Below are 23,494 nucleotides of genomic sequence, written 5' to 3' on the forward strand. Positions count from 1 at the left end.
CCATGGGCCCCGGCCGTCGCACACGTCTGTCTAACGCGGCAGCGGGATGCCGTGATCGTCGGCCAGGCGGCGCAGGTCCTCGATCTCGGCGGTGAGGGTGTCGGCGAGGTAGTCGTCGCCGGTGCAACGGGCCTCGGTGAGGCCCTTGTAAGCCTGGTCGAGGCGGCGTTCGATCGTGGTGGTGAACTCGCCCATCTCACCTACTCTCTCAGGGGTTCGATCCGTGCGGGGTGAAGTGGACCCCATTGCCAGTGGATGTCCGGGCAATGGGTGTCCCGACGGCATACCCCGGGTTATCGCCCCCTGAAACATGAATTTCCGCGGCCCCTGCCCGGTCCACCCCTGGACATGCCTTACCGTGCGCTTATCGAGCCTGTAGGCAGAATGAGGCACCGGAACCGGAAAGAGGTGTACCAGGCGTGCGAGTGCTGGTTGTAGAGGACGAGCGGGTGCTCGCCGACGCGATCGCGACCGGGCTGAGGCGTGAGGCCATGGCCGTCGACGTCGCCTACGACGGCGGCGGCGCCCTTGAGCGCACCTCCTACATCGACTACGACGTCATCGTGCTCGACCGCGACCTGCCGGTCGTGCACGGCGACGAGGTGTGCCGCAGGCTGGTCGAGCAGCGTTCGGCCTCGCGGATCCTCATGCTGACCGCCTCCGGCGACGTGGACGACAAGGTGGAGGGGCTCGGCCTCGGGGCCGACGACTACCTGGCCAAGCCGTTCGTGTTCATCGAGCTGGTGGCCCGGGTGCGCGCGCTCGGCCGGCGTTCCGCGCCCGCGCTGCCGCCCGTGCTGGAGCGGGCCGGCATCCGCCTCGACCCGGGCAAGCGGCTGGTCGAGCGCGAGGGCAAGGAGATCGTGCTCACCAAGAAGGAGTTCGCGGTCCTGGAGGAGCTGATGCGCGCCGAGGGCGCGGTGGTCAGCCAGGAGGACCTGCTGGACAAGGCGTGGGACGAGAACATCGACCCGTTCACGAACGTGGTCCGGGTGACCATGATGACGTTGCGGAAGAAGCTGGGCGAGCCTCAGGTGATCGAGACCGTGCCCGGGGTTGGGTACAAGTTGTGAGTGAACGGCCAGAGGGCGGGGCGGGGCCGACGCATCCGATGATCAGCCCCCATTCGGCCAGGAAGGCGACGCGCGTGCAGGAGGCGCCACCCCCGAGCGGGCCGCCGGCCTGGGACGGCCCGCCCCCGCCCGGCTCCGAGACGCCCGTCCGCAGCCCCCTGGAACGTGTCAAGGGGCTGCCGGCCAAGGTCAGCATCCGGTGGCGGCTCACGCTCACCTACAGCGCCCTGGTGTTCGCCGCCGCGGCCGTGCTGCTGTTCGTCGTCTACTCGATCGTGGGCAGGTCGATCGAGAACGCCTGGCCCGACCTGATCACCGACGACCTCGACCCCCTCGACGCCGCCATCATGCAGAACCGGTGGACCCTGGCCAAGGGGCGGGCCGTCAGCAGCGCCCGCGACGCATTGTTCAGCAGCTCGTTCATGGCGCTGGCCGGGGTCGGCATCCTCGCGCTCATCATCGGCTACTTCGTGGCCGACCGGGCTCTGCGGCCGGTCGCCCAGATGACCAGCGCGGCCCGCAAGCTGTCGGAGAGCACGCTGGCCCATCAGCGCATCGCCCTGCGCGGCCCCAACGACGAGCTGAAGGAGCTGGCCGACACCTTCGACGCCATGCTGACCCGGCTCAACGTCGCCTTCGACACCCAGCGCAGATTCGTGGCCAACGCCTCCCACGAATTGCGCACGCCGTTGACGATTAACCGGACCGTCCTGGAGATCGCGCTGTCGGATCCGGAGGCGTCGGAGGATCTCAAAGCGCTCGGCCGTACGTTGCTGGAAGTCAACGCGCGTAACGAGAAGCTCATCGAGGGGTTGCTGTTGCTCGCCAGGAGCGAACGCGAACTCGCGGTGCGCAAACCGCTCGACGTTCAGGAAGTCGCGCAGACGGCCATGGAACAGCTCGCGCCCTTCGCCGCGGAACAGGGCGTGACCGTTGTGGCCGAACTGGTCAGCGCGCCTACCGTGGGCGACCCGGTGCTTCTGGAGCGGTCGGTCGGCAACCTGCTGGAGAACGCCCTCAAGTACAACCTTCCCGAAAGCGGAAAAGTCTGGATCCGAACGGGAATGGCGGACGGGGGGCTGGTTGTTCAGGTGGCCAACACGGGGCAGCACGTCCCGGCGTACGAGGTGAACAGCCTGTTCGAGCCGTTCAGGAGGCTCCACGCCGACCGCGTGGAATCGGCCAAGGGCTCGGGGCTGGGGCTGTCCATCGTCCGTGCGGTCGTGCAGGCACACGGTGGGAACGTGACCGCTGTGCCACGAGATGGCGGAGGACTTGTGGTGACGATTCGGCTTCCGACACGTTGATCGAGCGCCCTTGTGTGGGCCATGGGGCGCTGACGGGGTGACGTTCCGGTGTGTTCGTCCGCGTGTTGATGTAGTGGGGGCGTCTCGTTCTCGCCGTACATGTGGTTGGATGTGCCGTCGAACACGGTGGTGCATGACGCCAAGGCTGTGGGTTTCGCCATATTTGGCTAACCATTGCCGTCGGCGGCAGGCCCGGACGTGTTGGGAGGTTCGTTGTCCGTTCGTGCGGGGTACCGATGGAAAATCTCCCCGACGGAACGGGCACAAGATGGGCCTCCCGGACGTTAGAAGACGCGCGATGAGCGCGAAGACATATAGATGAGGGGGATGGAGTAAGCACAATGGCTACCGACTACGACAGCCCGCGAAAGACAGACGACGACCTGGGGGAGGACAGCCTCCAAGAACTCCAGGCACGGCGTACCGACAAGTCGTCCGGCAGCATCGACATCGACGAGACCGACCTCGCCGAGTCGCTGGAGCTGCCCGGCGCGGATCTGTCGAACGAAGAGCTCTCCCTGCGGGTGATTCCCCGCCAGGCCGACGAGTTCACCTGCTCGCGCTGCTTCCTGGTACACCACCGCAGCCAGCTGGCCTCCGAGAAGAACGGCCAGCAGGTCTGCCGGGAGTGCGCCGCCTGACCGCTGGAGCGAAGGAGCTCAGGGTGAGGGACCCAAGGAACGACCGAGCCCGCCTGCCCTGAGCGGTCGTGACCAAGTGGACGGAGGCATCGCGTGGCCGAACCTGAGAAGGACGACCGGCAAGTTGACGACGGGAGCGCCGACCCCGAGAAGGAGGTCGGCGAGCTCGTCGTACGGCTCACCCAGCCGGGTGAGCTGGAGCCGGCCGAGCGGCGCAGGCTGCTCGGCCGACTGGCGAAGTCCCTGGCCACAGGGGCGAAGAAGGCACGAGCGAGCGGCGCGGGCCGCGGTCGCTGGCTGGCCGAGGTCTTCCTCAGCATCGCGCCCCGCATCCCCATCCGCGACCTGCACACGCTGTCGGAGCACCATCACGGCCTCACCGGCGAGGAGCTCGCCGACGACCTGGTGCGCACCGCCCAGAAGGCCACCATGACGGTCGGGGCCATCGGCGGAGCACTCGCGGCGGCCCAGTTCGCCGCACCACCCCTCCTGCTCTCAGCGCCCGCGCAGCTCGTGGCGGAGACCATCGTCGTCGCCGCGATCGAGGTCAAGCTCCTGGCCGAGCTGCACGAGGTCTACGGCGTCCGCGTCCAGGGCACCGGCACCCAGCGGGCCTTCGCCTTCACCTCCGCCTGGGCCAAACAGCGCGGCATCGACCCCCTCGCCCCCGCGTCCGTCTCGCTCGCGCTCGGCGCGGCGTCCAAGGCCGCTCTTCGCAACCGCCTCATGCGTACGCTCGGGCGTCATCTGACCACCTTCGGCCCCTTCCTCACCGGGGCCGTCGCCGGCGGCGCGCTCAACCGCGGCGCGACCGGCAAGCTCGGCAAGGCCATCCGCGCCGACCTGCGCCTCAAGGGCCCGTCGTTGCCGCCGCAGGCTCCCCCTGACGAGCTGACGCCGTAGTCCGGCGCACCGGGACGGCTCAGACGTCCCGGTCGTCCACCACGCGCTTGAGCTTGCCCACCGACCGCTCCAGCGTCTCCGGGTCCACGACCTCGACCTCGACGCTCACCCCGACGCCCGCCTTGACCGCGTGGCGCAGCGCGCGCCCGGCCTCCTCACGAGCGGTCGCGCTCGGCCGCGCCTCGACCCTGACGATGAGCACGTCGAGCCGGTCCGGCCGGGTCAGGTGGAGCTGGAAGTGCGGCGACAGGCCGGGCACGCGCAGCACGAGCTCCTCGATCTGGGTCGGGAACACGTTCACGCCACGCAGGATGATCATGTCGTCGGTGCGGCCGGTGACCTTCTCCATGCGGCGGAAGGCGGGCCTGGCCGTGCCGGGCAGCAGCCTGGTCAGGTCGCGGGTGCGGTAGCGGATGACCGGCATGGCCTCCTTGGTGAGGCTGGTGAACACCAGCTCGCCGCCGTCCGGGGCCGGTTCGCCGGTGAAGGGGTCGACGGTCTCGGGGTAGAAGTGGTCCTCCCAGACGTGCAGGCCGTCCTTGGTCTCGACGCACTCGTTGGCCACGCCGGGGCCCATGACCTCCGACAGGCCGTAGATGTCGACGGCGTGCAGGTCGAAGCGCTCCTCGATCTCGGCGCGCATGCGCTCGGTCCAGGGCTCGGCGCCGAAGATGCCGATCTCCAGCGAGCTCTCGCGCGGGTCGAGGCCCTGCGCGGCGAACTCGTCGAGCAGCGCCAGCAGGTACGACGGCGTGACCATGATGACCCTGGGCCGGAAGTCGGTGATGAGCTGGACCTGCCGGGCCGTCATGCCGCCGGAGACCGGCACGACGGTGCAGCCCAGCCGCTCGGCCCCGTAATGGGCGCCGAGGCCGCCGGTGAACAGCCCGTAGCCGTAGGCCACGTGCACCACGTCGCCGGGACGCCCGCCGGACGCCCGGATCGACCGGGCCATCACCTGCGCCCAGACGTCGAGGTCGGCCCGCGTGTACCCCACGACCGTGGGCTTGCCCGTGGTGCCCGAGGAGGCGTGGATCCGCGCCACCTGCTCGCGCGGCACGGCGAACATGCCGAACGGGTAGGACTCGCGCAGGTCCTCCTTGGTGGTGAACGGGAAGTGCGCGAGGTCGTCCAGGCTCCGGCAGTCGTCAGGGCGGACGCCGTGCTCGTCGAACTTGCGCCGGTAGAGCGGCACGTTGTCGTAGGCGTGCGCCAACGTCCAGCGCAGGCGTCGCAGTTGCAGGGCCATGAGCTCGTCCCTGGAGACGCGCTCGACCGGGTCGAGCTCCTCGGGGGACGGCGGGGGGACGGGCCTCATCTCAGCTCCCTGCTGCGCCCGCGGAACTCCGCGACCACCCGGCCGCCGGCCCCGCGCACGGTGATGTCGTAGATGCCGCTGCGGCCGTAGCTGGTGCGCTCGGCCGCCTCGGCCACCAGCACGTCGCCCTCGTGGGCGGGGGCGACGAAGGTGATCTCGGCCCCGGCCGCCACGGTCACCGGGCCGCGGGTGTTGCACGCGCAGGCGAAGGCGGTGTCGGCCAGCAGGAAGACGTAGCCGCCGTGGCAGAGGGAGTGTCCGTTGATCATCTGGGCGGTCACCGCCATCCGGCACACCGCGCGGCCCTCGGCCAGCTCCACCAGCTCGATGCCCAGGGCGGCGGAGGCGGTGTCGGCGTCCATCATGCGACGCGCGCTCTCCACACAGGTCTCCCTTGCTTACTGACCGAATGTTCGGTAAACACTTCACCGTCCTGCCGAGCACTGTCAAGGGAGGGCCGGCGCGGTGGAGCGGTAAGGGCCGTTTGTGGGGTATGTCCTGGTTCATCAGCGGGTCGGCCTCGGCGCGTGAGGAGAGACGATGAGCAAGCCGTTCGCCTCGTCGGCGGATCTCGGTGAGAAGCGGCAGTCCCTTGAGGTGCTGGCGGACGGCGTCTACGCGCTCACCGCCGAGGGCGATCCCAACGTGGGCGCGATCGAGGGCGAGGACTTCCTGGTCTGCTTCGAGGCCCTGGCCACGCCCACGGCCGCCGCCGACTGGCTGGCCAGGCTGCGCGAGCACACCGGCAAACCGGTCAGATACCTCGTGCTCTCGCACTACCACGCGGTCCGGGTGCTGGGCGCCTCGGCGTTCGGCGCCGACGTCATCGTGGCCCACGACAAGACCCGCGAGCTGATCGCCGAGCGCGGCGAGCAGGACTGGGCCAGCGAGTACGCCCGGATGCCCCGCCTGTTCAAGGACCCCGCCTCGATCCCCGGCCTGACCTGGCCCACCGCCACGTTCGGCGACACCTTCACCATCGACCTCGGCGGCGGCAGGGGCGACCTGGTGCTGGCCCACTGCGGGCGCGGCCACACCGAGGGCGACCTGGTGGCCTGGCTGCCCGAACAGCGCATCCTGTTCGCCGGCGACCTGGTCGAGTCGCAGGCCGCGCTCTACACCGGCGACGCCTTCCACCGCGAATGGGCCGCCGGCACGCTCGACCGCGTCGCCTCGTTCGGGGCCGAGACGCTGGTGGGCGGCAGGGGAGCGGTGGCCCACGGCAAGACCGCGGTCGAGGCGGCCATCACCCAGAGCCGCGACTTCCTGACCGTGATGCTGCGCGAGGTCGGCGCGGCGGGCGGGCTGAAGGAGGCGTTCGAGCGCACCCACCGGGCCCTCGCGCCCCGCTACGGCGGCTGGCCCATCTTCGAGCACTGCCTGCCCTTCAACGTCTCCCGCCTCTGGGACGAGCTCCACGGCGTCGAACGTCCGCGCATCTGGACCGCCGAACGCGACCGCGAAGTGTGGGACGAGCTCCAGTCATGAGACCCGGGGAGTCCGTGCCGCAGGTGATCGTCGTCGGCGCGGGCCCGGTCGGCCAGACCGCCGCGCTGCTGCTGGCCAGATGGGGCATCCGGGTGCTGGTGCTGGACCGGCGCCAGGCCCGCGACGGCGGCGGCTCGAAGTCGATCTGCCAGCAGCGCGACGTGCTCGACATCTGGGCCGCGGCGGGCGCGGGCCGGGTGGCGGAGGAGGGGCTGGCCTGGACCACGGCCCGCACCTACTACCGTGACCGCGAGCTGTTCTCCTGGTCCTTCGACGGCCAGGGCCCGCTGCCGCCCTGCGTGAACATCTCCCAGGCCCGCACCGAGCAGCTGCTCGACGAGGTCATCGCCGACCAGCCGCTGATCGAGGTGCGCTGGAACCACGAGGTCACCGGGCTGGTCCAGGACCCGGCCGGGGTCGAGGTCCAGTGCGGGCAGCGGCTGCTGCGCGCCCCCTACGTGCTGGTCTGCGCGGGTGCCCGGGCCCAGCAGGTACGCCGGTCGCTCGGCGTCTCCTTCGACGGCGAGGCGTTCGACGACCAGTTCCTGATCTGCGACATCCGAGCGGAGCTGCCCGGCTGGGAGAACGAGCGGCGCTTCTACTTCGACCCGGTGTGGAACCCGGGCCGCCAGGTCCTCATCCATCCCTGCCCGAACGGGACGTACCGGATCGACTGGCAGATCGCGCCGGACTTCATCCCAACAAAAGATGATATTTCGCAGAAAATCCGGCAAATCATTGGGGATCGGCCGTACGAGGTGATCTGGCACAGCACGTACCGGTTCCACTCGCGGGTCGCGTCCCGGATGCGGGTCGGGCGGGTGCTGCTGGCGGGCGACTGCGCCCATCTGGTGGCGCCCTTCGGGGCCCGCGGGCTCAACTCCGGCGTGCCCGACGCCGAGAACGCGGCCTGGAAGCTGGCCTTCGCGCTCAACGGCTGGGCCGGGCCCGAGCTGCTGGAGTCGTACCACGTCGAGCGGCACGCGGCGGCGCTGGAGAACCTGGAGGTCACCGCCGCCACCATGCGCTTCCTCGCGCCGCGGACGGCCCGGGACCGGGCCAGACGGCGGGAGGTGCTGGAGGGCGGCCTGGTCGCCGAGGTCGACTCCGGACGCTTCGCCGAGCCCTACTGGTACGTCGACTCGCCGCTCACCACGCCCGAGCCGGAACGGCCGTTCCGGGGCCGTCCGCCTAAGGGCGCGCTGTGCGAGCCGGCCCCCGGGGTGATCCTGCCGGACGTGCCGCTGGCGAAGGGCAGGCTGCGCGAGTTCTGCCGGGACGGTTTCCTCGTTCTGTTGGGCGATATGTGTGATTCGCGTTTGTTTGTGCAGGTCTTGGGCAAGGTCATTACGGCACCGCTCGCCGTCCGCGAGCTCACGGAGATGGATGCGTCCGGCTCGCTCGCCGAAAGACTGGGCGCGCGGCCGGACGAAGCATGGGTGATCAGGCCAGATGCCCACATCGCCGCGATCATTCCCCGCGGGGGGCCGGACGAGGTCGCGGCCGCCGTGAGCCGCGCCTGCGGCTCTCCTCTACCTGAGCCCTAGGAGGACTGCGTGACCGGCCGTAGCTCGTTTCTTATCGTCGCGAACCGCTTGCCGGTCGATCGCGCGATCGAGCCAGACGGAACGGCCTCGTGGCGCAGGAGCCCGGGGGGGCTCGTGACGGCCATAGCGCCCGTGATGAAGCGCCGCCACGGCGCCTGGGCCGGATGGCACGGCGCGCCGGACGAGCAGCTCGAACCGTTCGAGCAGGACGGCATGAGCCTCATCCCGATCCCGTTGTCGGCCCGCGAGGTCGAGCTCTACTACGAGGGTTTCTCCAACGCCACGCTCTGGCCGCTCTACCACGACGTGGTGGCGCCGCCGGTGTTCGAGCGGGAGATGTGGGAGACCTACCGCTCGGTCAACGAACGCTTCGCCGCGGCCGCCGCCGAGGCCGCCGAGGAGGGGGCCGTCGTCTGGGTGCAGGACTACCAGCTCCAGCTCGTGCCCGCGATGCTCCGACGGCTCCGGCCCGACCTGCGGATCGGCTTCTTCCTGCACATCCCGTTCCCGCCGGTCGAGCTGTTCTGGCGGCTGCCCTGGCGCAAGGAACTGGTCGAGGGGCTGCTCGGCGCGGACCTCGTCGGCTTCCAGCTTCCCGGCGGGGCCTCGAACTTCCGCAGGCTGTGCCGGCGGCTGCTCGGGCTGCCGTACAAGGGGAACGAGATCTTCCTCGACGACCGGGTGGTGACCACGCAGGCGTTCCCGATCTCGGTGGACTTCGGGCAGCTCGACTCGCTGGTGCGCGAGCCGCAGGTGGTGGCGCGGGCCAAGGAGATCAGGGGCGAGCTGGGCGATCCGGAGCACGTGCTGCTCGGCGTGGACCGGCTCGACTACACCAAGGGCATCGGCCAGCGCCTGGAGGCGTTCGGCGAGCTGCTCAAGGACGGCAGCCTGCGCCCGAACGAGGCGGTCTTCGTGCAGATCGCCACCCCGAGCCGCGAACGCGTGGACGAGTACCGCAAACTGCGCGACGACATCGAGCTGCAGGTGGGCCGGATCAACGGCGAGCACGCCCAGATCGGGGTGCAGCCGATCCAGTACTTCCACCAGTCCTACGGCCACGACGAGCTGGCCGCGCTCTACCTGGCGGCCGACGTCATGGTGGTCACGCCCCTGCGTGACGGGATGAACCTGGTGGCCAAGGAGTACGTCTCCTGCCACCACGACCTCCAGGGCGCCCTGGTGCTCAGCGAGTTCACCGGGGCGGCCGACGAGCTGCGGCAGGCGTACCTGGTCAACCCGTACGACATCGAGGACGTCAAGCGCCAGATGATCGCCGCCATGCGGGCCACGCCGCACGAGCTGGCCCGCCGGATGCGCACGATGCGCCGCCGGGTGGCCACCTACGACGTGGACCGCTGGGCGAGCGAGTTCCTCAGTGCCCTTGAGACACCTGCTTCACAGACTTCCACGCGTCGTAACGCTTCTTGGCGGTCCGGTTGACCACGATCTGCGCCACGGACATCCCGACGCCGGTGAGGATCGCGTAACCGATCGCCTCACCCATGCTGACCTCGGGCGAGTCGTCGTCGAGTGGCGGCTCCTTGCCGGTCGCCTTGACCCAGACGAACCCGAGCAGCTTTCTCATCCCCCAAGCGGTCGCCATGCCCACCAGACCACCGATGACACGCCAGGCGATGTCGGGTTTGTCCTCCGCCATGCCAACTCCCTTCCCCTATGTAACGAACACTAGTCTCTAACGCTTGCCGTCCCCCCGAAGCCGTACCATAAGGAGGCATGACTCAACAGCGACTACGCCATGCATCCATGCCGGAAAAGCCGACCCTCGACGGCTTGGAGCAGGTATGGGTAGCTCGCTGGCAGGAGGAGGGCACCTACCGCTTCGACCGCACCCGGCCGCGCGAGCAGGTCTACTCCATCGACACGCCGCCGCCCACGGTGTCCGGCTCCCTCCACGTCGGTCATGTCTTCTCCTTCACCCACACCGACATCATGGCCCGCTACCAGCGGATGATCGGCAAGTCGGTGTTCTACCCCATCGGCTGGGACGACAACGGCCTGCCCACCGAACGGCGGGTGCAGAACGTCTACGGGGTGCGCTGCGATCCGTCGCTGCCGTACGACCCCGACTTCGTTCCACCGGACAAGCCCGGCAAACGTGAGATCTCCATTTCGCGGCGCAACTTCGTGGAGCTGTGTCACCAGCTCACCGCCATCGACGAGAAGGCGTTCGAGGAGGTCTGGCGGCGGGTCGGCCTGTCGGTCGACTGGGACCTGCTCTACACCACGATCAGCGACGAGTCGCGCGCGGTGTCCCAGCGGGCGTTCCTGCGCAACCTCGGCCGCGGCGAGGCCTACCTCGCCGAGGCGCCCACGCTGTGGGACGTCACCTACCGCACCGCGGTGGCCCAGGCCGAGCTGGAGGACCGCGAGTGGCCCGGCTCCTTCCACCGCGTCTCCTTCTACGGCGAGCGCGGGCCCGTCTGGATCGAGACGACCCGGCCCGAGCTGATCCCGGCCTGCGTCGCTCTGGTCGCCCACCCCGACGACGAGCGCTACAAGCCGCTGTTCGGCACGTCCGCGCTCACGCCGCTGTTCGGCGTCGAGGTGCCGATCCTGGCCCACCACCTGGCCGAGCCCGACAAGGGGTCCGGCATCGCGATGATCTGCACGTTCGGCGACATCACCGACGTCACCTGGTGGCGTGAGCTGCACCTGCCCACCCGGCCGGTCATCGGCTGGGACGGCCGGCTGCTCCCCGAGCCGCCCGACGGCGTGGACGCCGAGCCGTACAAGGAGCTGGCCGGCAAGACCGTCCACAGCGCCCGCGAGCGCATCGTGGAGCTGCTGCGCGAGTCCGGCGACCTCGACGGCGACCCGCGCCCGGTGCAGCGCGCGGTGAAGTTCTACGAACGCGGCGACAAGCCGCTGGAGATCGTCACCACCCGCCAGTGGTACATCCGCAACGGCGGGCGCGAGCAGGCGCTGCGCGCCCGGCTGCTGGAGCGCGGCAGCGAGCTGGCCTGGCACCCGCCGCACATGCGGGTGCGCTACGACAACTGGGTCGAGGGCCTGACCAGCGACTGGCTGATCTCCCGCCAGCGGTTCTTCGGCGTGCCGTTCCCGGTGTGGTATCCGCTGGACGAGTCCGGCAACCCGGTCCACGACGCGCCGATCCTGCCGGCCGAGGAGTCGCTGCCGGTCGACCCGTCCTCCGACGTGCCGCCCGGCTACACCGAGGAGCAGCGGGGGGTGCCCGGCGGCTTCATGGCCGACCCCGACGTCATGGACACCTGGGCGACCTCGTCCCTGACGCCGCAGATCGCCGGCCGCTGGGCGACCGACGACGACCTCTACCGGCGCGTGTCCCCCTACGACCTGCGGCCGCAGGCGCACGAGATCATCCGCACCTGGCTGTTCTCGACGGTGGTCCGCTCCCACCTGGAGTTCGACGCGCTGCCGTGGAGCGACGTGGCGATCTCCGGCTGGATCCTCGACCCCGACCGCAAGAAGATGTCCAAGTCCAAGGGCAACGTGGTCACCCCGCTCGACCTGCTGGAGCAGCACGGCTCCGACGCGGTCCGCTACTGGGCCGCGAACGGCCGCTACGGCGTGGACACCACGTTCGACGTGGGCCAGCTCAAGATCGGCCGGCGGCTGGCGATCAAGATCCTCAACGCCTCGAAGTTCGTGCTCGGCCTGGCCGGCAGCGAGGGCGAGGTCACCGAGCCGATCGACCTGTCGATGCTGGCCGCCCTGTCCGACATGGCCCGCGAGGCCACGCAGGCGTTCGAGTCCTACGACCACACCCGCGCCCTGGAGGCCGTCGAGCGGTTCTTCTGGTCCTTCTGCGACGACTACCTGGAGCTGGTCAAGGCGCGGGCCTACGAGTCCGGGCCGGCCGCCGCCTCGGCGCACGCGGCGCTGCGGCAGGCCCTCGACACGCTGCTGCGGCTGTTCGCGCCGGTGCTGCCGTTCGTGACCGAGGAGGTCTGGTCGTGGTGGCGCGAGGGCTCGGTGCACCGCGCCACCTGGCCGGCCCCCGAGCGCGGCACGGGCGATCCGGCGGTGCTGACCGTGGCCTCGGAGGTGCTGCGGCGGATGCGCAAGGCCAAGTCGGAGGCCAAGTCGTCGATGCGGGCCGAGGTGTCCAGGCTGACCGTCTCCGGTCCCGAGGCCGACCTTGTCCGGCAGGCCCAGGACGACCTGTGCGCGGCGGGCAACGTCGAGGAGTTCGTCCTGACCGGCGGCGACGAGCTGACGGTCGAGGTGCACCTGGGCTGAACCGCGGCGGCGCCCGCCTCGGACGGTGAGGGGCCAGGTCCCTCACCGTCCCGGCGGGCGTCGCCGGGCCCGGTGTGTCGCCGCCTGGGCGGGCCACTTCGGTACCCGGGCGTTTTATCGGTGCGCATCCTCGGCGCGGACGTGCCAGTCTTGAACACGTGCAGATCGACCGCCCCACCACACTCGTACCGCCCGTGCTGGCCAAGATGGCCGCATGGTGCGGGTGCCTGATCCTCGTCGGCGTGGTCGTCTACTTCTTCGTCCAGGCGATCGCCCGGCTCACGTTCGTGGCGCTGCCCGTGGCGATCGCGCTGCTGCTGACCGCGCTGCTGTTCCCGCTGACCAAGAGCCTGCGACGGGCGGGCCTGCGGCCCATCTACGCCACCTGGCTGACCATGCTGGTCGCGCTGGCCGTCCTGGCCGGCACCGGCTGGCTGGTCGGGGCGCGGGCCAGCGAAGAGTTCCCCAACCTGGTCACGCAGGTGCAGGCCACCGCGCGCTCGGTCCAGGAGTGGCTGATCACCGGCCCGCTGCACCTGAAGCAGGCCCAGATCACCGGGTACGTCGACGAGATCGCCACGATGGTCAACGCCCAGCGCACCGCCATCACCGGCACCGTGCTCTCGGCCAGCGCCGTCGCGATCGAGGTGCTCGCGTCCATCGTGCTGCTGCTCTTCGTCACGTTCTTCCTGCTCAAGGACGGCGACCGCATCTGGTCGTGGTTCCTGCGCGCCTTCGGCTCGATGTCGCCGCGGGTCGACCGGGCGGGCCGGGCGGCCTGGACCACGCTCTCCCACTACGTCCAGGGCACCGTGGCCGTGGCCGCCGTGCACGGCCTGATCATGGGCATCGTGCTGGCCGGCATGGGGGTGCCGCTGTGGGCGCCGCTGGCCGTGCTGATCTTCTTCGCCAGCTTCATCCCGATCGTCGGCATCTTCTTCGCCGGCACCGTCGCCACCCTCGTCACCCTCGGCGCCAAGGGCCTGGTCTACGCGCTGATCTTCCTGGGCATCCTCATCGTCGAGCAGCAGCTGGAGAACCACGTGCTCCAGCCGCTGATCGTGGGCCGGGCGCTCAACTTCCACCCGCTGGCGATCATCCTGGTGCTGTCCGTGGGCGGCATCCTGGCGGGCATCGCCGGAGCGGCCGTGGCCGTGCCGGTCGCGGCGGTGATCTACCGGGCGCTGCCGGAGCTGCGCCACAAACCGCCCGCCCTCCCGCCGCCGCCCGAGCACGGGCCCTCGGCGGGGGAGCCGCCGTCCGGCGACGCGCCGGCGGGCGGGCGTCCCGCCGAGGAGGCGCCGTCCGCGCCCGGCGGGCCGTCGGAGGGTGATGACGTGGGGCCGGCCGGGCGGTCCCGATCCGGTGTCGAGGGCGAGTCCGGGGGCCGCAGCGAGTAACCTCGTCACCCGTGACCCGTTCCTCCCTCACCACCCCGCCGCCGGACGCCTCGGCGCCCGCGGCCCATCCCGGCGCCCCGGCGCCGGGCAGCTCCCTCGGCTCCCACTACAGCCGCTGCTTCGGCTGCGGCCACGGCCACCCGACCGGCCTGCACCTGAAGGCGGCCACGCCCGACGGCGTCACGGTCGAGGCCGAGTTCACCGTGGGGGAGGCCCACCAGGGCGCGCCGATGCTCGCCCACGGCGGCGTGCTGGCCGCGGCGATGGACGAGGTCATCGGAATGTCCGTCTACCTGTTCCACAAGCCCTATGTGACGGCACGGCTGGAGACCGACTACCTTCTCCCCGTTCCCGTGGGCACGACACTCCACCTGCGCGCCTGGTGCAACGGGATCACGGGCAGGAAGGCGTACCTTGAGGCTGAGGGGCGCATCGGCGCTCCCGACGGACCGGTCGCCGTCCGCGCGGCAGCGCTGTTCATCGAGGTGAGCATGGAACACTTCGCCGAGCACGGCGATCTCGCGGCGATCGCCGCCGAACACCAGGACTTCGAGGTGAACCCGTGAGCGACGTGGAGGTCCTCATCCAGCGGCTCGACACCGGGCTGCCGGTGCCGTCCTACGCCCACCCGGGCGACGCCGGCGCCGACCTCTACGCGGCCGAGGACGTCGAGCTGCTGCCGGGCGAGCGGACCGTGGTCGGCACCGGCGTCGCGATCGCGCTGCCCGACGGCTACGCCGCGTTCGTGCACCCGCGCTCCGGCCTGGCGGCCCGCCACGGCGTCACGCTCGTCAACGCCCCCGGCACGGTCGACGCCGGCTACCGGGGCGAGATCAAGGTGACGCTGATCAACACCGACGCCAAGGAGCCGTTCCGCCTGCGGCGAGGTGACCGGGTGGCCCAGCTCGTGGTCCAGCGGGTCGAGCGCGCGGCCTTCTACGAGGTCGAACGCCTGCCCGGCTCGGTGCGCGGCGCCAACGGATTCGGATCGACGGGCCGCTGAAGCGGCGGTCCGGGAAGAAGCCTGGGGCCACGGCCCCGCGAACAGGGAGAGTGAGGAACGTGTTCCGACGTCGTCGTCGTGAGCAGCCGGAAGCGGTGGCCGAGCAGGAGTCAGCGGCCCCCACCCGTGAGTCCGGCCCGTGGGACGCCGACGAGCCCCACCCCGACACCGACAGGATCGACCTCGGCGGCCTGCGGCTGCCGCACAACCCCGACTTCGATGTGCGCCTGGCCTCGCTCGGCGACCAGCACGTCGGCGTCGTCGTCCTGTACGAGGACAGCTCGCTGCAGCTCCAGGCCCTGGCCGCGCCACGCTCGGCCGGCCTGTGGGACGAGGTCAGGACCAAGATCATGGCCCAGGCCCAGACCCTGGAGGAGCGGGAGGGCCCGTTCGGCGTCGAGCTGGCCGGCGAGGTCGCCATGGAAGGCGGCACCAGGGCGGCCCGCTACATCGGCGTCGACGGCCCGCGCTGGTTCCTCCTGGCGGCCATCACCGGCCCGGGAGCCTTCGACGAACGGGTCTCCGGGGCGTTCATCGACTTCGTCAAGGACGTCGTGGTCGTGCGCGGCGACGAGCCGATGACCCGCGAGGAGCCCATCACGCTGAGCCGCCCGCAGGAGCGGCAGGCCGGGGAGCAGGAGGAACGGCCGGCGTTCAGCCCCTTCAAGCGCGGTCCGGAAATCAGCGAGACCCGCTGAGTGTTACATTTGCGGGCACTCGCCCGGGCCCGTCCGGCGACATTCCCAAGACCCCCCATCGGCTATTCGCTGACGGCTTACCATCACATAGGCTGAACCATCATGAGTACGGCAGAGCCTCCGAAACGCGGGGGATTGCGGGGCTTCTTCAGTCGGCTGGCCACGACCCAGTCCGAGATCGAGGCCCAGGAACTGCGGGAAGACGCCGACGAGGTCGGCGCGACGCCCATCGTGTCGTGTGGCGGGCGCCGCAGATTCTGTGTAGCGGGTACGCTACGTACGGTGACACTGCGTCCGAGGGGCGGCGCTCCCGCCCTGGAGGCCGAGCTGTACGACGGGTCCGACGTGATCGACCTGGTGTGGCTCGGCCGCCGCAAGATCGCCGGCATCGAGCCGGGCCGCACGGTCAAGGCCGAGGGCCTGGTCAGCATGCAGGACGGGCGCAAAGTGATGTTCAATCCGCGATACGAACTGCGCCCAGGGAGTTGATCAGGTGAGTGCTGAGGCGGAAGAGGTCGCGCACGAGACCGTCGAGGCGGCGGTGCGAGCCCAGCTCGCCAAGGCTTTCGGTGGCGTCCGCGGCATCATCGAGGCCGCGGTGCCGACGATCGCCTTCACATTGTCGTGGATCTTCACCGAAGACCTGAAGAAGTCGCTCATCATCAGCATCTCGCTGTCGGTGCTGCTCCTGCTGGCCCGGGTGATCCAGCGGTCCACGCCGCAGTTCGTGATCAACAGCCTGATCGGCATCGCGATCGGCGCGTTCTTCGCCAGCCGGTCCGGCGACGCGAAAGACTACTTCCTGCCCGGCATCCTGTGGAACGGCGCGTACTCGGTGGGCATGCTGCTGTCCATCGTCACCCGCTGGCCGGTCGTGGGCTTCCTCATCGGCTCGGTCACCAACGACCCGGTGGGCTGGCACAAAGACGCGGGCATCGTCCGTCTCTGCACGCGGCTGACCTGGCTGCTCATGCTGCCGTGCGTGGTGCGGGTGGCGGTGCAGGGCCCGGTCTACCTGTTCGGCGGCGGCGACCAGGCGGTGGCCGCGCTCGGCTTCGCCAAGATCGTGATGGGCTGGCCCCTGCAGGTGGCGGCCCTGGCCGCGATGCTCTGGCTCCTCGGCCGCGGCCGCACCCCCATCAAGCCCCCGGTCGCCCCGGCCTGACCCGCCGGGGCTTGCTCCCGGTCACCGAACCAGGTGGGTCCGCCCACCTGGCACCTTACGAGCGTTGGAGCACGACAGCCGAAGCGGTGAGCCTGGAGATGACCACGTCCTCGCTGCCCGACTGGGTCTTCCCGCCGCCGGGAGGCTTCGTCGCAGAAGACCTCGATGACCTTCCGGATCTGCCTGCGCACACCGAGTTGATCGACGGAAGCCTGGTCTTCGCCCGTGCTCAAGCGTCCTTTCACGCGGTGATCGTCGACCTTTTCGCTGCCGGCCTGCGCGGAGCCGCTCCCCCGGTGAGCCCGTCGTCTACGTCTACGAGCGCGACCCCGCCACCCGCGCCTACGCGCTCACCGGCATCCACCACGACAGGCTCAAGCTGACCGTACCCTTCGACCTGGACGTCGACCTGAGCGGGATCCACCGCCTCTGACCTCTTGACCCGCCGTGATGCTCGAAGCTCAACGGGCAAGGGCCCCTGCGTGCTGCTGGGGCAAGGGGCCGTGCGGACCTCCATCCCATCCGAAGCGCCGCTGAAGGTCGCCGCAGGGGGGCGAAAAGGGCGGGGCGGCCACGTTCGTTCTCACCGCGACCGAGCTGGGGCTGGTGGTCACCATCGACACCCTAGGCGACACGGAGTGGGCCGCCAGGAGGGGGTCAGGTGGTGCGGCGGGAGGGTTCGGGGGGTTCGGGGGCGTGGGAGCCTGGGTGGGGTGAGGGGGAACTGGGTGGGTCGGGTGGTGGCGTGGGTGTGGAAGGCGCTGGGCGGGCGCGTTCGCTGGCGGGTGTTGTGGCTGACCCATGCCACCTTCATGGTCGGCGTCACCGGCCTCGTACGCGACGCCGACGGACGCGTGCTCGTGCTGCGCCACCGCCTGTGGCAGGAAGGGCGGCAATGGGGCTTCCCCACGGGGTTCGCCAAGAGGGGCGAGACCTTCGAGGGCACGGTGGAGCGCGAGGTGTTCGAGGAGACCGGCCTGAGTGTGCGCACGGGCCGGTTGTTGCGCGTGCGCAGCGGGTTCGGGCTGCGGGCCGAGGTGGCCTACGAGGCCGTGCTCGTCGGCGGCACGCTCAGGATCGACCCGCTGGAGATCCTCGAAGCCCGCTGGGTCGCCCCCGACGACCTGCCCGAGGGCCTGCAGGCCGCCCACCGCGACCTGCTCATCCCGAGTACGCCCACCCCGACCACCGACTGACCGCGACCACGATCACGGGCCCCTCGGGCGGCCGGTCGCGGTACTGGTGGTACTTGTCGGCCAGGGACTCCAAGGCCCACAAGCCGTCCTCGTGCACGGTCGCCGTGCCGTCGGCGCGGGCCCACCACAGCCTGGTCCAGTCGTCCTCGTAGTGGTCGGCGAGCAGGCTGACCCGCGGGTTCGCCCGGATGTCGCGCAGCCGCCTCAGGTCGTACGTGCTCTTCGGTTTGTGGTCGACGGCGGACACCACGGTGTCACCCAGGACGGCGAAGGTGACGGGCACCAGACGCGGCACCCCACCCGCGTCGGCCGTCGCCAGGCGGGCGACGCGGGCGCCCGCGAACAGCGAGCGGGCGCGGGCGGCGTCCAAGACCGGGCTCAGCGCTGGGAGAGCAGGTGGGCGAGCTCCTCCTCGACCTCCTGGCTGGCCACGAACAGCAGCTCGTCGCCGGCCTCCAGGGGGTCGTCGGCGGTCGGCACCAGCACCCGGCCCTCGCGCAGGATCGCCACCAGCGCGGAGTCGACCGGCCACGGCACCGACCCGGCGCGCTGGCCCACGACCGGCGCGTCCTCGGCGAGGGTCAGCTCGACCAGGTTGGCCTGGCCCTGGCGGAACGTCATCAGCCGCACCAGGTCGCCGACGCTGACCGCCTCCTCCACCAGGGCGCTCAGCAGCCGCGGCGTCGAGACGGCGACGTCGACGCCCCACGACTCGTTGAACAGCCACTCGTTGTTGGGGTGGTTGATGCGGGCCACCACGCGCGGCACGCCGTACTCGGTCTTGGCCAGCAACGAGACCACAAGATTGACCTTGTCGTCGCCGGAGGAGGCCACCACGACGTGGCAGTTGCTGAGCCCGGCCTCGTCGAGCGAGGCGATCTCGCACGCGTCGGCGAGCAGCCACTCGGCGCGCGGCACGCTGTCGATCTTGATCGCCCGCGGGTCGACGTCGATGAGCAGGACCTCGTGGCCGTTCTCCAGCAGCTCGGAGGCGATGGAACGGCCCACGGCGCCCGCGCCGGCGATGGCGATGCGCATCAGTCGTCCTCTTCCGGCGCCGCGGCGAGCACCTTGTTGATCCGGTCCATGTCGTTCTCCGCCGCGATGACGTGGAGCAGGTCGCCCTCCTGGACCACGGTCTCGTCCGTGATGGTCAGGGCCTCGCCCATGCGGTTGATGAAGGCCACGCGGGCGCCGGCCCGGCTCTCCAGGTCGACGACACGGGTGGCGATCCAGGTCGGGTTGGTGGCGACCTCGGCGAGAACGACCGTGCCCGTGGGGTCGCGCCACAGCGGCTCGGCGCCCTCGGGCAGGATGCGGCGCAGGATCTGGTCGGCCGTCCAGCGGACGGTGGCCACCGTGGGGATGCCCAACCGCTGGTAGACCTCGGCCCGCCGGGGATCGTAGATGCGGGCCACCACGTTGTCGACGCCGAACGTCTCGCGGGCCACACGCGCGGAGATGATGTTGGAGTTGTCGCCGCTGGAGACGGCGACGTACGCGGTCGCCGACTCGATCCCGGCCTCGGTGAGCACGTCGCGATCGAAGCCGACGCCGGTCACCCGCCGCCCCCGGAACCCCGCGCGCAGGCGGCGGAACGCCTGCGGGTCGCGGTCGATGATGGCGACGGAATGGCCGCTGTCCTCGAGGATGTGGGCGAGGGTCGAACCGACCCTGCCGCATCCCATGATCACTATATGCATACTCCCCCGCACTTCGCGGTCGGCCGGTTGCTCGACACCAGTATGGCCCGATGGGGGAGCGCCGCGTTTAGGGCATCGGCATGCGGCTAGCATCTCGTTACGTGGCGAAGGTAACGGATCTTGTCAAACGCGTGCTCGTGGGGCGCGCCCTGCGAAGCGGGCAGCTCCACGAGCAACTCCTGCCCAAACGCATCGCCCTGCCGGTCTTCGCCAGTGACGCTCTGTCCTCGGTGGCCTACGCCCCGCAGGAGATTTTGGTCATCCTGTCGCTGGCGGGCGTCTCGTTCTATTCCTACAGTCCCTGGATCGCCGTCGCCGTCGTGGTGGTGATGCTGACGGTCGTGGCGTCGTACCGGCAGAACGTGCACGCCTACCCCAGCGGCGGCGGCGACTACGAGGTGGCCACCACCAACCTCGGCAAGAACGCGGGGCTCACCGTCGCCAGCGCCCTCATGGTCGACTACGTGCTGACCGTCGCCGTGTCGGTGGCCAACGGCGTCGACTACGTCGGCGCGACCATCCCGTTCGTGGCCGACCACCGGCCCGCGATCGCCATCATCATCGTGATCCTGCTCACCGTGGTGAACCTGCGCGGCATCCGCGAGTCCGGGGCCGCCTTCGCCGTCCCCACGTACGCGTTCATGTTCGCGGTGATCGGCCTGGTCGCCTGGGGCGGCATCCGGCTGCTGGTGTTCGGCGACGAGCTGCGGGCGCCCAGCGCCGGGTTCTCCATCCGGCCCGAGCAGGCGAACCTGGCCTCCTTCGCCGCGGCCTTCCTGATCCTGCGCGCCTTCTCCTCCGGCTGCGCCGCGCTGACCGGCGTCGAGGCCATCAGCAACGGCGTGCCCGCCTTCCGCAAGCCCAAGAGCAAGAACGCCGCCACGACCCTGCTCATGATGGGCCTGATCGCCATCACCATGTTCGGCGGCATCATCGCGCTCGGGCTGGCCTCCGGCGTGCGGGTGGCCGAGCCGAGCGTCGTCGCCCACGACCTGCTCAGGCCCGACGGCACGCCGGTCGGCGACGGCTACTACCAGCAGCCGATCATCTCCCAGGTGGCCGACGCGGTGTTCGGCGGCGGCTCGCTGCCGTTCGTGGTGATCTCCGCGGTGACCGCGCTCATCCTGTTCCTGGCCGCGAACACCGCCTTCAACGGCTTCCCCGTGCTCGGCTCGATCCTCGCCCAGGACCGCTACCTGCCGCGCCAGCTCCACACCCGCGGCGACCGGCTGGCCTTCTCCAACGGCATCATCATCCTGGCGCTCGGCGCCTGCCTGCTGCTGTGGGGCTTCCAGGCCGACGTCAGCCGACTGCTCAACCTCTACATCGTCGGCGTGTTCGTCTCCTTCACGCTCAGCCAGATCGGCATGGTCATCCACTGGACCCGTCATCTGAAGACCGAGACCGACCGCCAGGTCCGCCACCAGATGCACCGCTCCCGTGTGATCAACTTCTTCGGCGCCATCATGACCGGCCTGGTGCTGATCGTCGTGCTGCTGACCAAGTTCCTGGTCGGGGCGTGGATCGTGGTCATCGCGATGCCGGTGCTCTTCCTCATGATGAAGGGCATCCGCCGCCACTACGACAAGGTCGCGGCCGAGCTGGAGATCACCGACGACTACGAGCCCGCCATGCTGCCGGCCCGCAACCACGCGATCGTGCTCGTCTCCAAGATCCACAAGCCCACCATGCGCGCGCTCGCCTACGCCCGCGCCACCCGTCCCTCCTCGCTGGAGGCGATCACCGTGGGCGTCGAGGGCGACGAGGCGCGCCGGCTCCAGGAGGAGTGGGAGCGGCTGGGCATCCCGGTGCCGCTCAAGATGCTCGACTCGCCCTACCGCGAGATCACCCAGCCCATCCTCGACTACGTCAAGACCCTGCGCCGCCGCTCGCCGCGCGACGTGGTCACCGTCTTCATCCCCGAGTACGTCGTCGGCCACTGGTGGGAGCACCTGCTGCACAACCAGAGCGCGTTGCGGCTGAAGGCCAGGCTGCTGTTCAAGCCGGGCGTCATGGTGACCAGCGTGCCCTGGCAGCTCCACTCCTCCGACCGGCTCAAGGGCCGCCCCGAGCCGTACGCGCCGGGCGCGGTGCGCCGTCCCTGGCACCAGACCGTCAAGGACGAAGGCGAGATCAAGGCGCGCTGACCAGCGTCCGCAGCCGCCAGGTGTCGGACGCCGTCCAGCCGCGCGGCGCGGCGACGGCGGCCCACCCGTCCACGATGTTGGCGCCGTAGCGGTGGCCGTGGCCGGGCGGCACGGACATCGCCGCCGTCATGTCCACCAGCACCTGCCAGAACGTCACCAGCGGGAACCAGTTCATCTGCGGGTTCACCCCGGGCCCGCGCTCGCCCTCCAGCCAGGCGGGACGGTGGTAGATGAGCGTGGGCGACCACCACACGACGGGATCGGTGGCGTTCTGCAGGTAGACCACGCGGGGGAGCGGCCACGGGCCCTTGGGACGTGACAGGTCGGCCGGGTGCTGGGCGAAGCGGGCCGTCCTGCCGTCCTGGTAGACGGGCCGCCAGATGGGGGTGCCGGGGTCGCGGTGGGCGGTGAGGTGGTTCCAGACGGGGTTGGCGTTCGGCGGGCCGACGAACAGCGCGCCGTCGGTCCGGGTGGCCAGGTCGGCCAGGTCGCGGAAGGAGTTCTCCAGCTCGTAGGAGCCCAGGCTCTCGCCGGCGACCAGCAGCCGGGGCCGGTGGGCGGGCGGGAGCCGGTCCCACCTGGCGCGCACCGCCTCGAACAGGGCCCGGCCCGCGGCCGCCGCCTTGTGCCTGTCGGCCAGGAACGACACCCAGCTCGGCAGGTAGGAGTACTGCACCGCGACCATGGCGGTGTCGCCGTTGTACATGAACTCCAGCGAGTCGGCGATGTGCTGGTCGACCCAGCCGGTGCCGGTCGTGCCGAGCACCGCGAGCACCGGACGGCCGAAGCCGCCCGTCCGCTCCAGCTCCCGTACGGCCACCGCGGCCTGCTCCTGGGGCGAGGTGGTGGCGTCGAGCCCGACGTACACGCGGATGGGCTCGGCGGCCGGACGGCCGGAGAAGGTGGCCAGCTCCGTGACCGTGGAGGCGGTGGCGGTGAAGCGGCGGCCCTCGCGGCCCAGGGAGTCCCAGGTCACCAGCGAGCCGGGGCCGCCGGACACCTTGGCCGAGCCCGGCCTGCGCACGCCCGGGTGGGTGCCCTCGTTGGCGACCGAGGAGACGTCGCTCATCTTGCTGAGGAAGCCGGAGAACAGCACGTCGTCGGCGAACAGCGCGACCATCGAGGCGACGATCAGCACGCCGACGACGTGGCCCACGTACGCGGGGACGTACCGGTCGAGCCAGTCGATCAGCTTGCGGCCGGCCAGCCGTACGAGACGGGACAGCAGCAGGAACAGGGCGAACAGCGTGACCGCCACCGCCAGGATCACCGGCGGGAACCAGGTGATGCGGGTGTCCATGCCCATGAGCGCCCGCACGTCGCGCTGCCAGTCGATGCTGTACCACAGTGCCACGACCGTCAGCCCGCAACAGCCGCCGACCATGATCTGCCAGGCGGCCCGCCGCCCCCGCTCCGGCAGCCGGTACGGGATCATCGCCCGCCCGAGCGCGCCCGCCGCGGCCCCCACCCCGTAGCCGAGGATGCCGGTGACCGCGCCCATCACGCCCTGGAACAGCCACGTGCGTGGCAGCAGCGAGGGTGTCAGCGAGGCGCAGGCGAACAGCACGGCCAGCAGCGTGCCCCCGAATCCGAGCCGCCGGCGCACCACCCGAGTCCTGTCCATCATCACCCACAGTAGTGACTCAAGTCCGGAACGTGG

General features: G+C 70.5%; 24 protein-coding genes and 1 pseudogene. 17 read left to right on the forward strand and 8 right to left on the reverse strand.

The genetic code is table 11. From position 1 onward, the window contains the following. Nucleotides 1–30: 30 nt before the first annotated feature. Nucleotides 31–195 (reverse strand): hypothetical protein, encoded by a 165-nt coding sequence (locus ABZ815_RS15020; RefSeq protein WP_357697930.1) that lies wholly within the window; start codon nucleotides 193–195, stop codon nucleotides 31–33. Nucleotides 196–419: 224 nt separating this feature from the next. Here ABZ815_RS15020 and ABZ815_RS15025 point away from each other — a divergent pair, with 224 nt between their 5' ends. The 4 genes from ABZ815_RS15025 (at nucleotide 420) to ABZ815_RS15040 (ending at nucleotide 3,924) form a co-directional block, all read left to right on the forward strand. After that, nucleotides 420–1,073: a response regulator transcription factor gene (locus tag ABZ815_RS15025; protein ID WP_357697932.1), complete on the forward strand. Its 654-nt coding sequence runs from the start codon at nucleotides 420–422 to the stop codon at nucleotides 1,071–1,073. Then, on the forward strand, nucleotides 1,070–2,380 hold the full coding sequence (locus tag ABZ815_RS15030; protein WP_357697933.1) for a HAMP domain-containing sensor histidine kinase: 1,311 nt from the start codon (nucleotides 1,070–1,072) through the stop codon (nucleotides 2,378–2,380). The genes ABZ815_RS15025 and ABZ815_RS15030 overlap by 4 nt, the downstream gene beginning before the upstream one ends. A gap of 341 nt (nucleotides 2,381–2,721) precedes the next feature. Beyond that, nucleotides 2,722–3,021, forward strand: a complete 300-nt coding sequence (locus tag ABZ815_RS15035) for a DUF4193 domain-containing protein (protein WP_020542847.1) — start codon at nucleotides 2,722–2,724, stop codon at nucleotides 3,019–3,021. Between the two features lie 93 nt (nucleotides 3,022–3,114). Continuing rightward, nucleotides 3,115–3,924: a hypothetical protein gene (locus tag ABZ815_RS15040; protein WP_357697935.1), complete on the forward strand. Its 810-nt coding sequence runs from the start codon at nucleotides 3,115–3,117 to the stop codon at nucleotides 3,922–3,924. Nucleotides 3,925–3,943: 19 nt separating this feature from the next. Here the strand turns inward: ABZ815_RS15040 and paaK are convergent, their stop codons facing one another. Together paaK and paaI are read right to left on the reverse strand one after the other, a co-directional pair. Beyond that, the gene (gene paaK, locus ABZ815_RS15045) at nucleotides 3,944–5,242 is read right to left on the reverse strand and encodes a phenylacetate--CoA ligase PaaK (RefSeq protein ID WP_357697937.1); all 1,299 of its coding nucleotides are present in this window, start codon (nucleotides 5,240–5,242) and stop codon (nucleotides 3,944–3,946) included. Next, entirely contained in the window at nucleotides 5,239–5,607 is a 369-nt protein-coding gene (gene paaI / locus ABZ815_RS15050) for a hydroxyphenylacetyl-CoA thioesterase PaaI (RefSeq protein WP_357698290.1), read from the reverse strand. The genes paaK and paaI overlap by 4 nt, the downstream gene beginning before the upstream one ends. 175 nt (nucleotides 5,608–5,782) lie before the next feature. Here paaI and ABZ815_RS15055 point away from each other — a divergent pair, with 175 nt between their 5' ends. From ABZ815_RS15055 to ABZ815_RS15065, 3 genes are read left to right on the forward strand one after another with little or no spacing between them, the layout of a single operon-like run. Next, nucleotides 5,783–6,730, forward strand: coding sequence for an MBL fold metallo-hydrolase (locus tag ABZ815_RS15055; RefSeq protein WP_357697939.1), 948 nt, complete (start codon nucleotides 5,783–5,785; stop codon nucleotides 6,728–6,730). After that, nucleotides 6,727–8,277, forward strand: a complete 1,551-nt coding sequence (locus ABZ815_RS15060; protein ID WP_357697941.1) for an FAD-dependent monooxygenase — start codon at nucleotides 6,727–6,729, stop codon at nucleotides 8,275–8,277. The genes ABZ815_RS15055 and ABZ815_RS15060 overlap by 4 nt, the downstream gene beginning before the upstream one ends. A gap of 9 nt (nucleotides 8,278–8,286) precedes the next feature. Beyond that, nucleotides 8,287–9,720, forward strand: coding sequence for a trehalose-6-phosphate synthase (locus ABZ815_RS15065; RefSeq protein WP_357697943.1), 1,434 nt, complete (start codon nucleotides 8,287–8,289; stop codon nucleotides 9,718–9,720). Here the strand turns inward: ABZ815_RS15065 and ABZ815_RS15070 are convergent. Then, nucleotides 9,653–9,937: a DUF4235 domain-containing protein gene (locus tag ABZ815_RS15070; protein ID WP_125646414.1), complete on the reverse strand. Its 285-nt coding sequence runs from the start codon at nucleotides 9,935–9,937 to the stop codon at nucleotides 9,653–9,655. The genes ABZ815_RS15065 and ABZ815_RS15070 overlap by 68 nt on opposite strands. A 107-nt stretch (nucleotides 9,938–10,044) precedes the next feature. Here ABZ815_RS15070 and valS point away from each other — a divergent pair, with 107 nt between their 5' ends. The 9 genes and pseudogenes from valS (at nucleotide 10,045) to ABZ815_RS15115 (ending at nucleotide 17,984) form a co-directional block, all read left to right on the forward strand. Then, nucleotides 10,045–12,522 carry a valine--tRNA ligase gene (gene valS / locus ABZ815_RS15075; RefSeq protein ID WP_357697945.1) on the forward strand — a complete coding sequence of 826 codons (2,478 nt, stop codon included), beginning with the start codon at nucleotides 10,045–10,047 and terminating at the stop codon, nucleotides 12,520–12,522. Nucleotides 12,523–12,680: 158 nt separating this feature from the next. Further along, a complete protein-coding gene (locus ABZ815_RS15080) occupies nucleotides 12,681–13,922 on the forward strand; it encodes an AI-2E family transporter (protein WP_357697947.1) in 1,242 nt (413 codons plus the stop codon). An 11-nt stretch (nucleotides 13,923–13,933) separates the two neighbouring features. Next, on the forward strand, nucleotides 13,934–14,488 hold the full coding sequence (locus ABZ815_RS15085; protein ID WP_357697949.1) for a PaaI family thioesterase: 555 nt from the start codon (nucleotides 13,934–13,936) through the stop codon (nucleotides 14,486–14,488). Beyond that, nucleotides 14,485–14,925, forward strand: coding sequence for a dUTP diphosphatase (dut, locus tag ABZ815_RS15090; protein WP_357697950.1), 441 nt, complete (start codon nucleotides 14,485–14,487; stop codon nucleotides 14,923–14,925). Before ABZ815_RS15085 ends, dut begins: the two co-directional genes overlap by 4 nt. 59 nt (nucleotides 14,926–14,984) lie before the next feature. Beyond that, nucleotides 14,985–15,623 carry a DUF3710 domain-containing protein gene (locus tag ABZ815_RS15095; RefSeq protein ID WP_357697952.1) on the forward strand — a complete coding sequence of 213 codons (639 nt, stop codon included), beginning with the start codon at nucleotides 14,985–14,987 and terminating at the stop codon, nucleotides 15,621–15,623. A 102-nt stretch (nucleotides 15,624–15,725) separates the two neighbouring features. Beyond that, nucleotides 15,726–16,112: an OB-fold nucleic acid binding domain-containing protein gene (locus ABZ815_RS15100; RefSeq protein ID WP_103955393.1), complete on the forward strand. Its 387-nt coding sequence runs from the start codon at nucleotides 15,726–15,728 to the stop codon at nucleotides 16,110–16,112. 4 nt (nucleotides 16,113–16,116) lie between these two features. Continuing rightward, complete coding sequence (locus ABZ815_RS15105; protein ID WP_357697954.1) at nucleotides 16,117–16,788, forward strand: DUF3159 domain-containing protein; 672 nt, start codon at nucleotides 16,117–16,119, stop codon at nucleotides 16,786–16,788. 98 nt (nucleotides 16,789–16,886) lie between these two features. Next, nucleotides 16,887–17,221: pseudogene (locus ABZ815_RS15110) on the forward strand (hypothetical protein). 295 nt (nucleotides 17,222–17,516) lie between these two features. Then, a complete protein-coding gene (locus ABZ815_RS15115; RefSeq protein ID WP_357697956.1) occupies nucleotides 17,517–17,984 on the forward strand; it encodes an NUDIX domain-containing protein in 468 nt (155 codons plus the stop codon). Here the strand turns inward: ABZ815_RS15115 and ABZ815_RS15120 are convergent. From ABZ815_RS15120 to ABZ815_RS15130, 3 genes are read right to left on the reverse strand one after another with little or no spacing between them, the layout of a single operon-like run. Next, nucleotides 17,950–18,354 (reverse strand): TIGR03668 family PPOX class F420-dependent oxidoreductase, encoded by a 405-nt coding sequence (locus tag ABZ815_RS15120; protein ID WP_357697958.1) that lies wholly within the window; start codon nucleotides 18,352–18,354, stop codon nucleotides 17,950–17,952. The genes ABZ815_RS15115 and ABZ815_RS15120 overlap by 35 nt on opposite strands. An 8-nt stretch (nucleotides 18,355–18,362) precedes the next feature. Next, nucleotides 18,363–19,022, reverse strand: a complete 660-nt coding sequence (locus ABZ815_RS15125; RefSeq protein WP_357697960.1) for a TrkA family potassium uptake protein — start codon at nucleotides 19,020–19,022, stop codon at nucleotides 18,363–18,365. Further along, nucleotides 19,022–19,687, reverse strand: coding sequence for a TrkA family potassium uptake protein (locus ABZ815_RS15130; protein WP_357697962.1), 666 nt, complete (start codon nucleotides 19,685–19,687; stop codon nucleotides 19,022–19,024). The genes ABZ815_RS15125 and ABZ815_RS15130 overlap by 1 nt, the downstream gene beginning before the upstream one ends. A 101-nt stretch (nucleotides 19,688–19,788) precedes the next feature. Between ABZ815_RS15130 and ABZ815_RS15135 the strand changes: the two genes are divergently transcribed. Beyond that, nucleotides 19,789–21,834, forward strand: coding sequence for an APC family permease (locus ABZ815_RS15135; RefSeq protein WP_357697964.1), 2,046 nt, complete (start codon nucleotides 19,789–19,791; stop codon nucleotides 21,832–21,834). Here ABZ815_RS15135 and ABZ815_RS15140 read toward each other — a convergent pair. Further along, entirely contained in the window at nucleotides 21,821–23,458 is a 1,638-nt protein-coding gene (locus ABZ815_RS15140; protein ID WP_357697966.1) for an alpha/beta-hydrolase family protein, read from the reverse strand. The genes ABZ815_RS15135 and ABZ815_RS15140 overlap by 14 nt on opposite strands. Nucleotides 23,459–23,494 lie beyond the last annotated feature (36 nt).

Origin of the sequence: Nonomuraea sp. NPDC047529 (assembly GCF_040642995.1) — a bacterium.
Taxonomy (GTDB): domain Bacteria; phylum Actinomycetota; class Actinomycetes; order Streptosporangiales; family Streptosporangiaceae; genus Nonomuraea.

Excerpts from the sequence above, each read along its gene's own strand:
- ABZ815_RS15020 (WP_357697930.1), bottom strand. The coding sequence starts at position 195 with ATGGGCGAGTTCACCACCACGATCGAACGCCGCCTCGACCAGGCTTAC.
- ABZ815_RS15035 (WP_020542847.1), top strand. The coding sequence starts at position 2,722 with ATGGCTACCGACTACGACAGCCCGCGAAAGACAGACGACGACCTGGGG.
- paaK (WP_357697937.1), bottom strand. The coding sequence starts at position 5,242 with ATGAGGCCCGTCCCCCCGCCGTCCCCCGAGGAGCTCGACCCGGTCGAG.
- paaI (WP_357698290.1), bottom strand. The coding sequence starts at position 5,607 with ATGATGGACGCCGACACCGCCTCCGCCGCCCTGGGCATCGAGCTGGTG.
- ABZ815_RS15055 (WP_357697939.1), top strand. The coding sequence starts at position 5,783 with ATGAGCAAGCCGTTCGCCTCGTCGGCGGATCTCGGTGAGAAGCGGCAG.
- ABZ815_RS15060 (WP_357697941.1), top strand. The coding sequence starts at position 6,727 with ATGAGACCCGGGGAGTCCGTGCCGCAGGTGATCGTCGTCGGCGCGGGC.
- ABZ815_RS15070 (WP_125646414.1), bottom strand. The coding sequence starts at position 9,937 with ATGGCGGAGGACAAACCCGACATCGCCTGGCGTGTCATCGGTGGTCTG.
- valS (WP_357697945.1), top strand. The coding sequence starts at position 10,045 with ATGCCGGAAAAGCCGACCCTCGACGGCTTGGAGCAGGTATGGGTAGCT.
- ABZ815_RS15100 (WP_103955393.1), top strand. The coding sequence starts at position 15,726 with ATGAGTACGGCAGAGCCTCCGAAACGCGGGGGATTGCGGGGCTTCTTC.
- ABZ815_RS15125 (WP_357697960.1), bottom strand. The coding sequence starts at position 19,022 with ATGCGCATCGCCATCGCCGGCGCGGGCGCCGTGGGCCGTTCCATCGCC.
- ABZ815_RS15130 (WP_357697962.1), bottom strand. The coding sequence starts at position 19,687 with ATGCATATAGTGATCATGGGATGCGGCAGGGTCGGTTCGACCCTCGCC.
- ABZ815_RS15140 (WP_357697966.1), bottom strand. The coding sequence starts at position 23,458 with ATGGACAGGACTCGGGTGGTGCGCCGGCGGCTCGGATTCGGGGGCACG.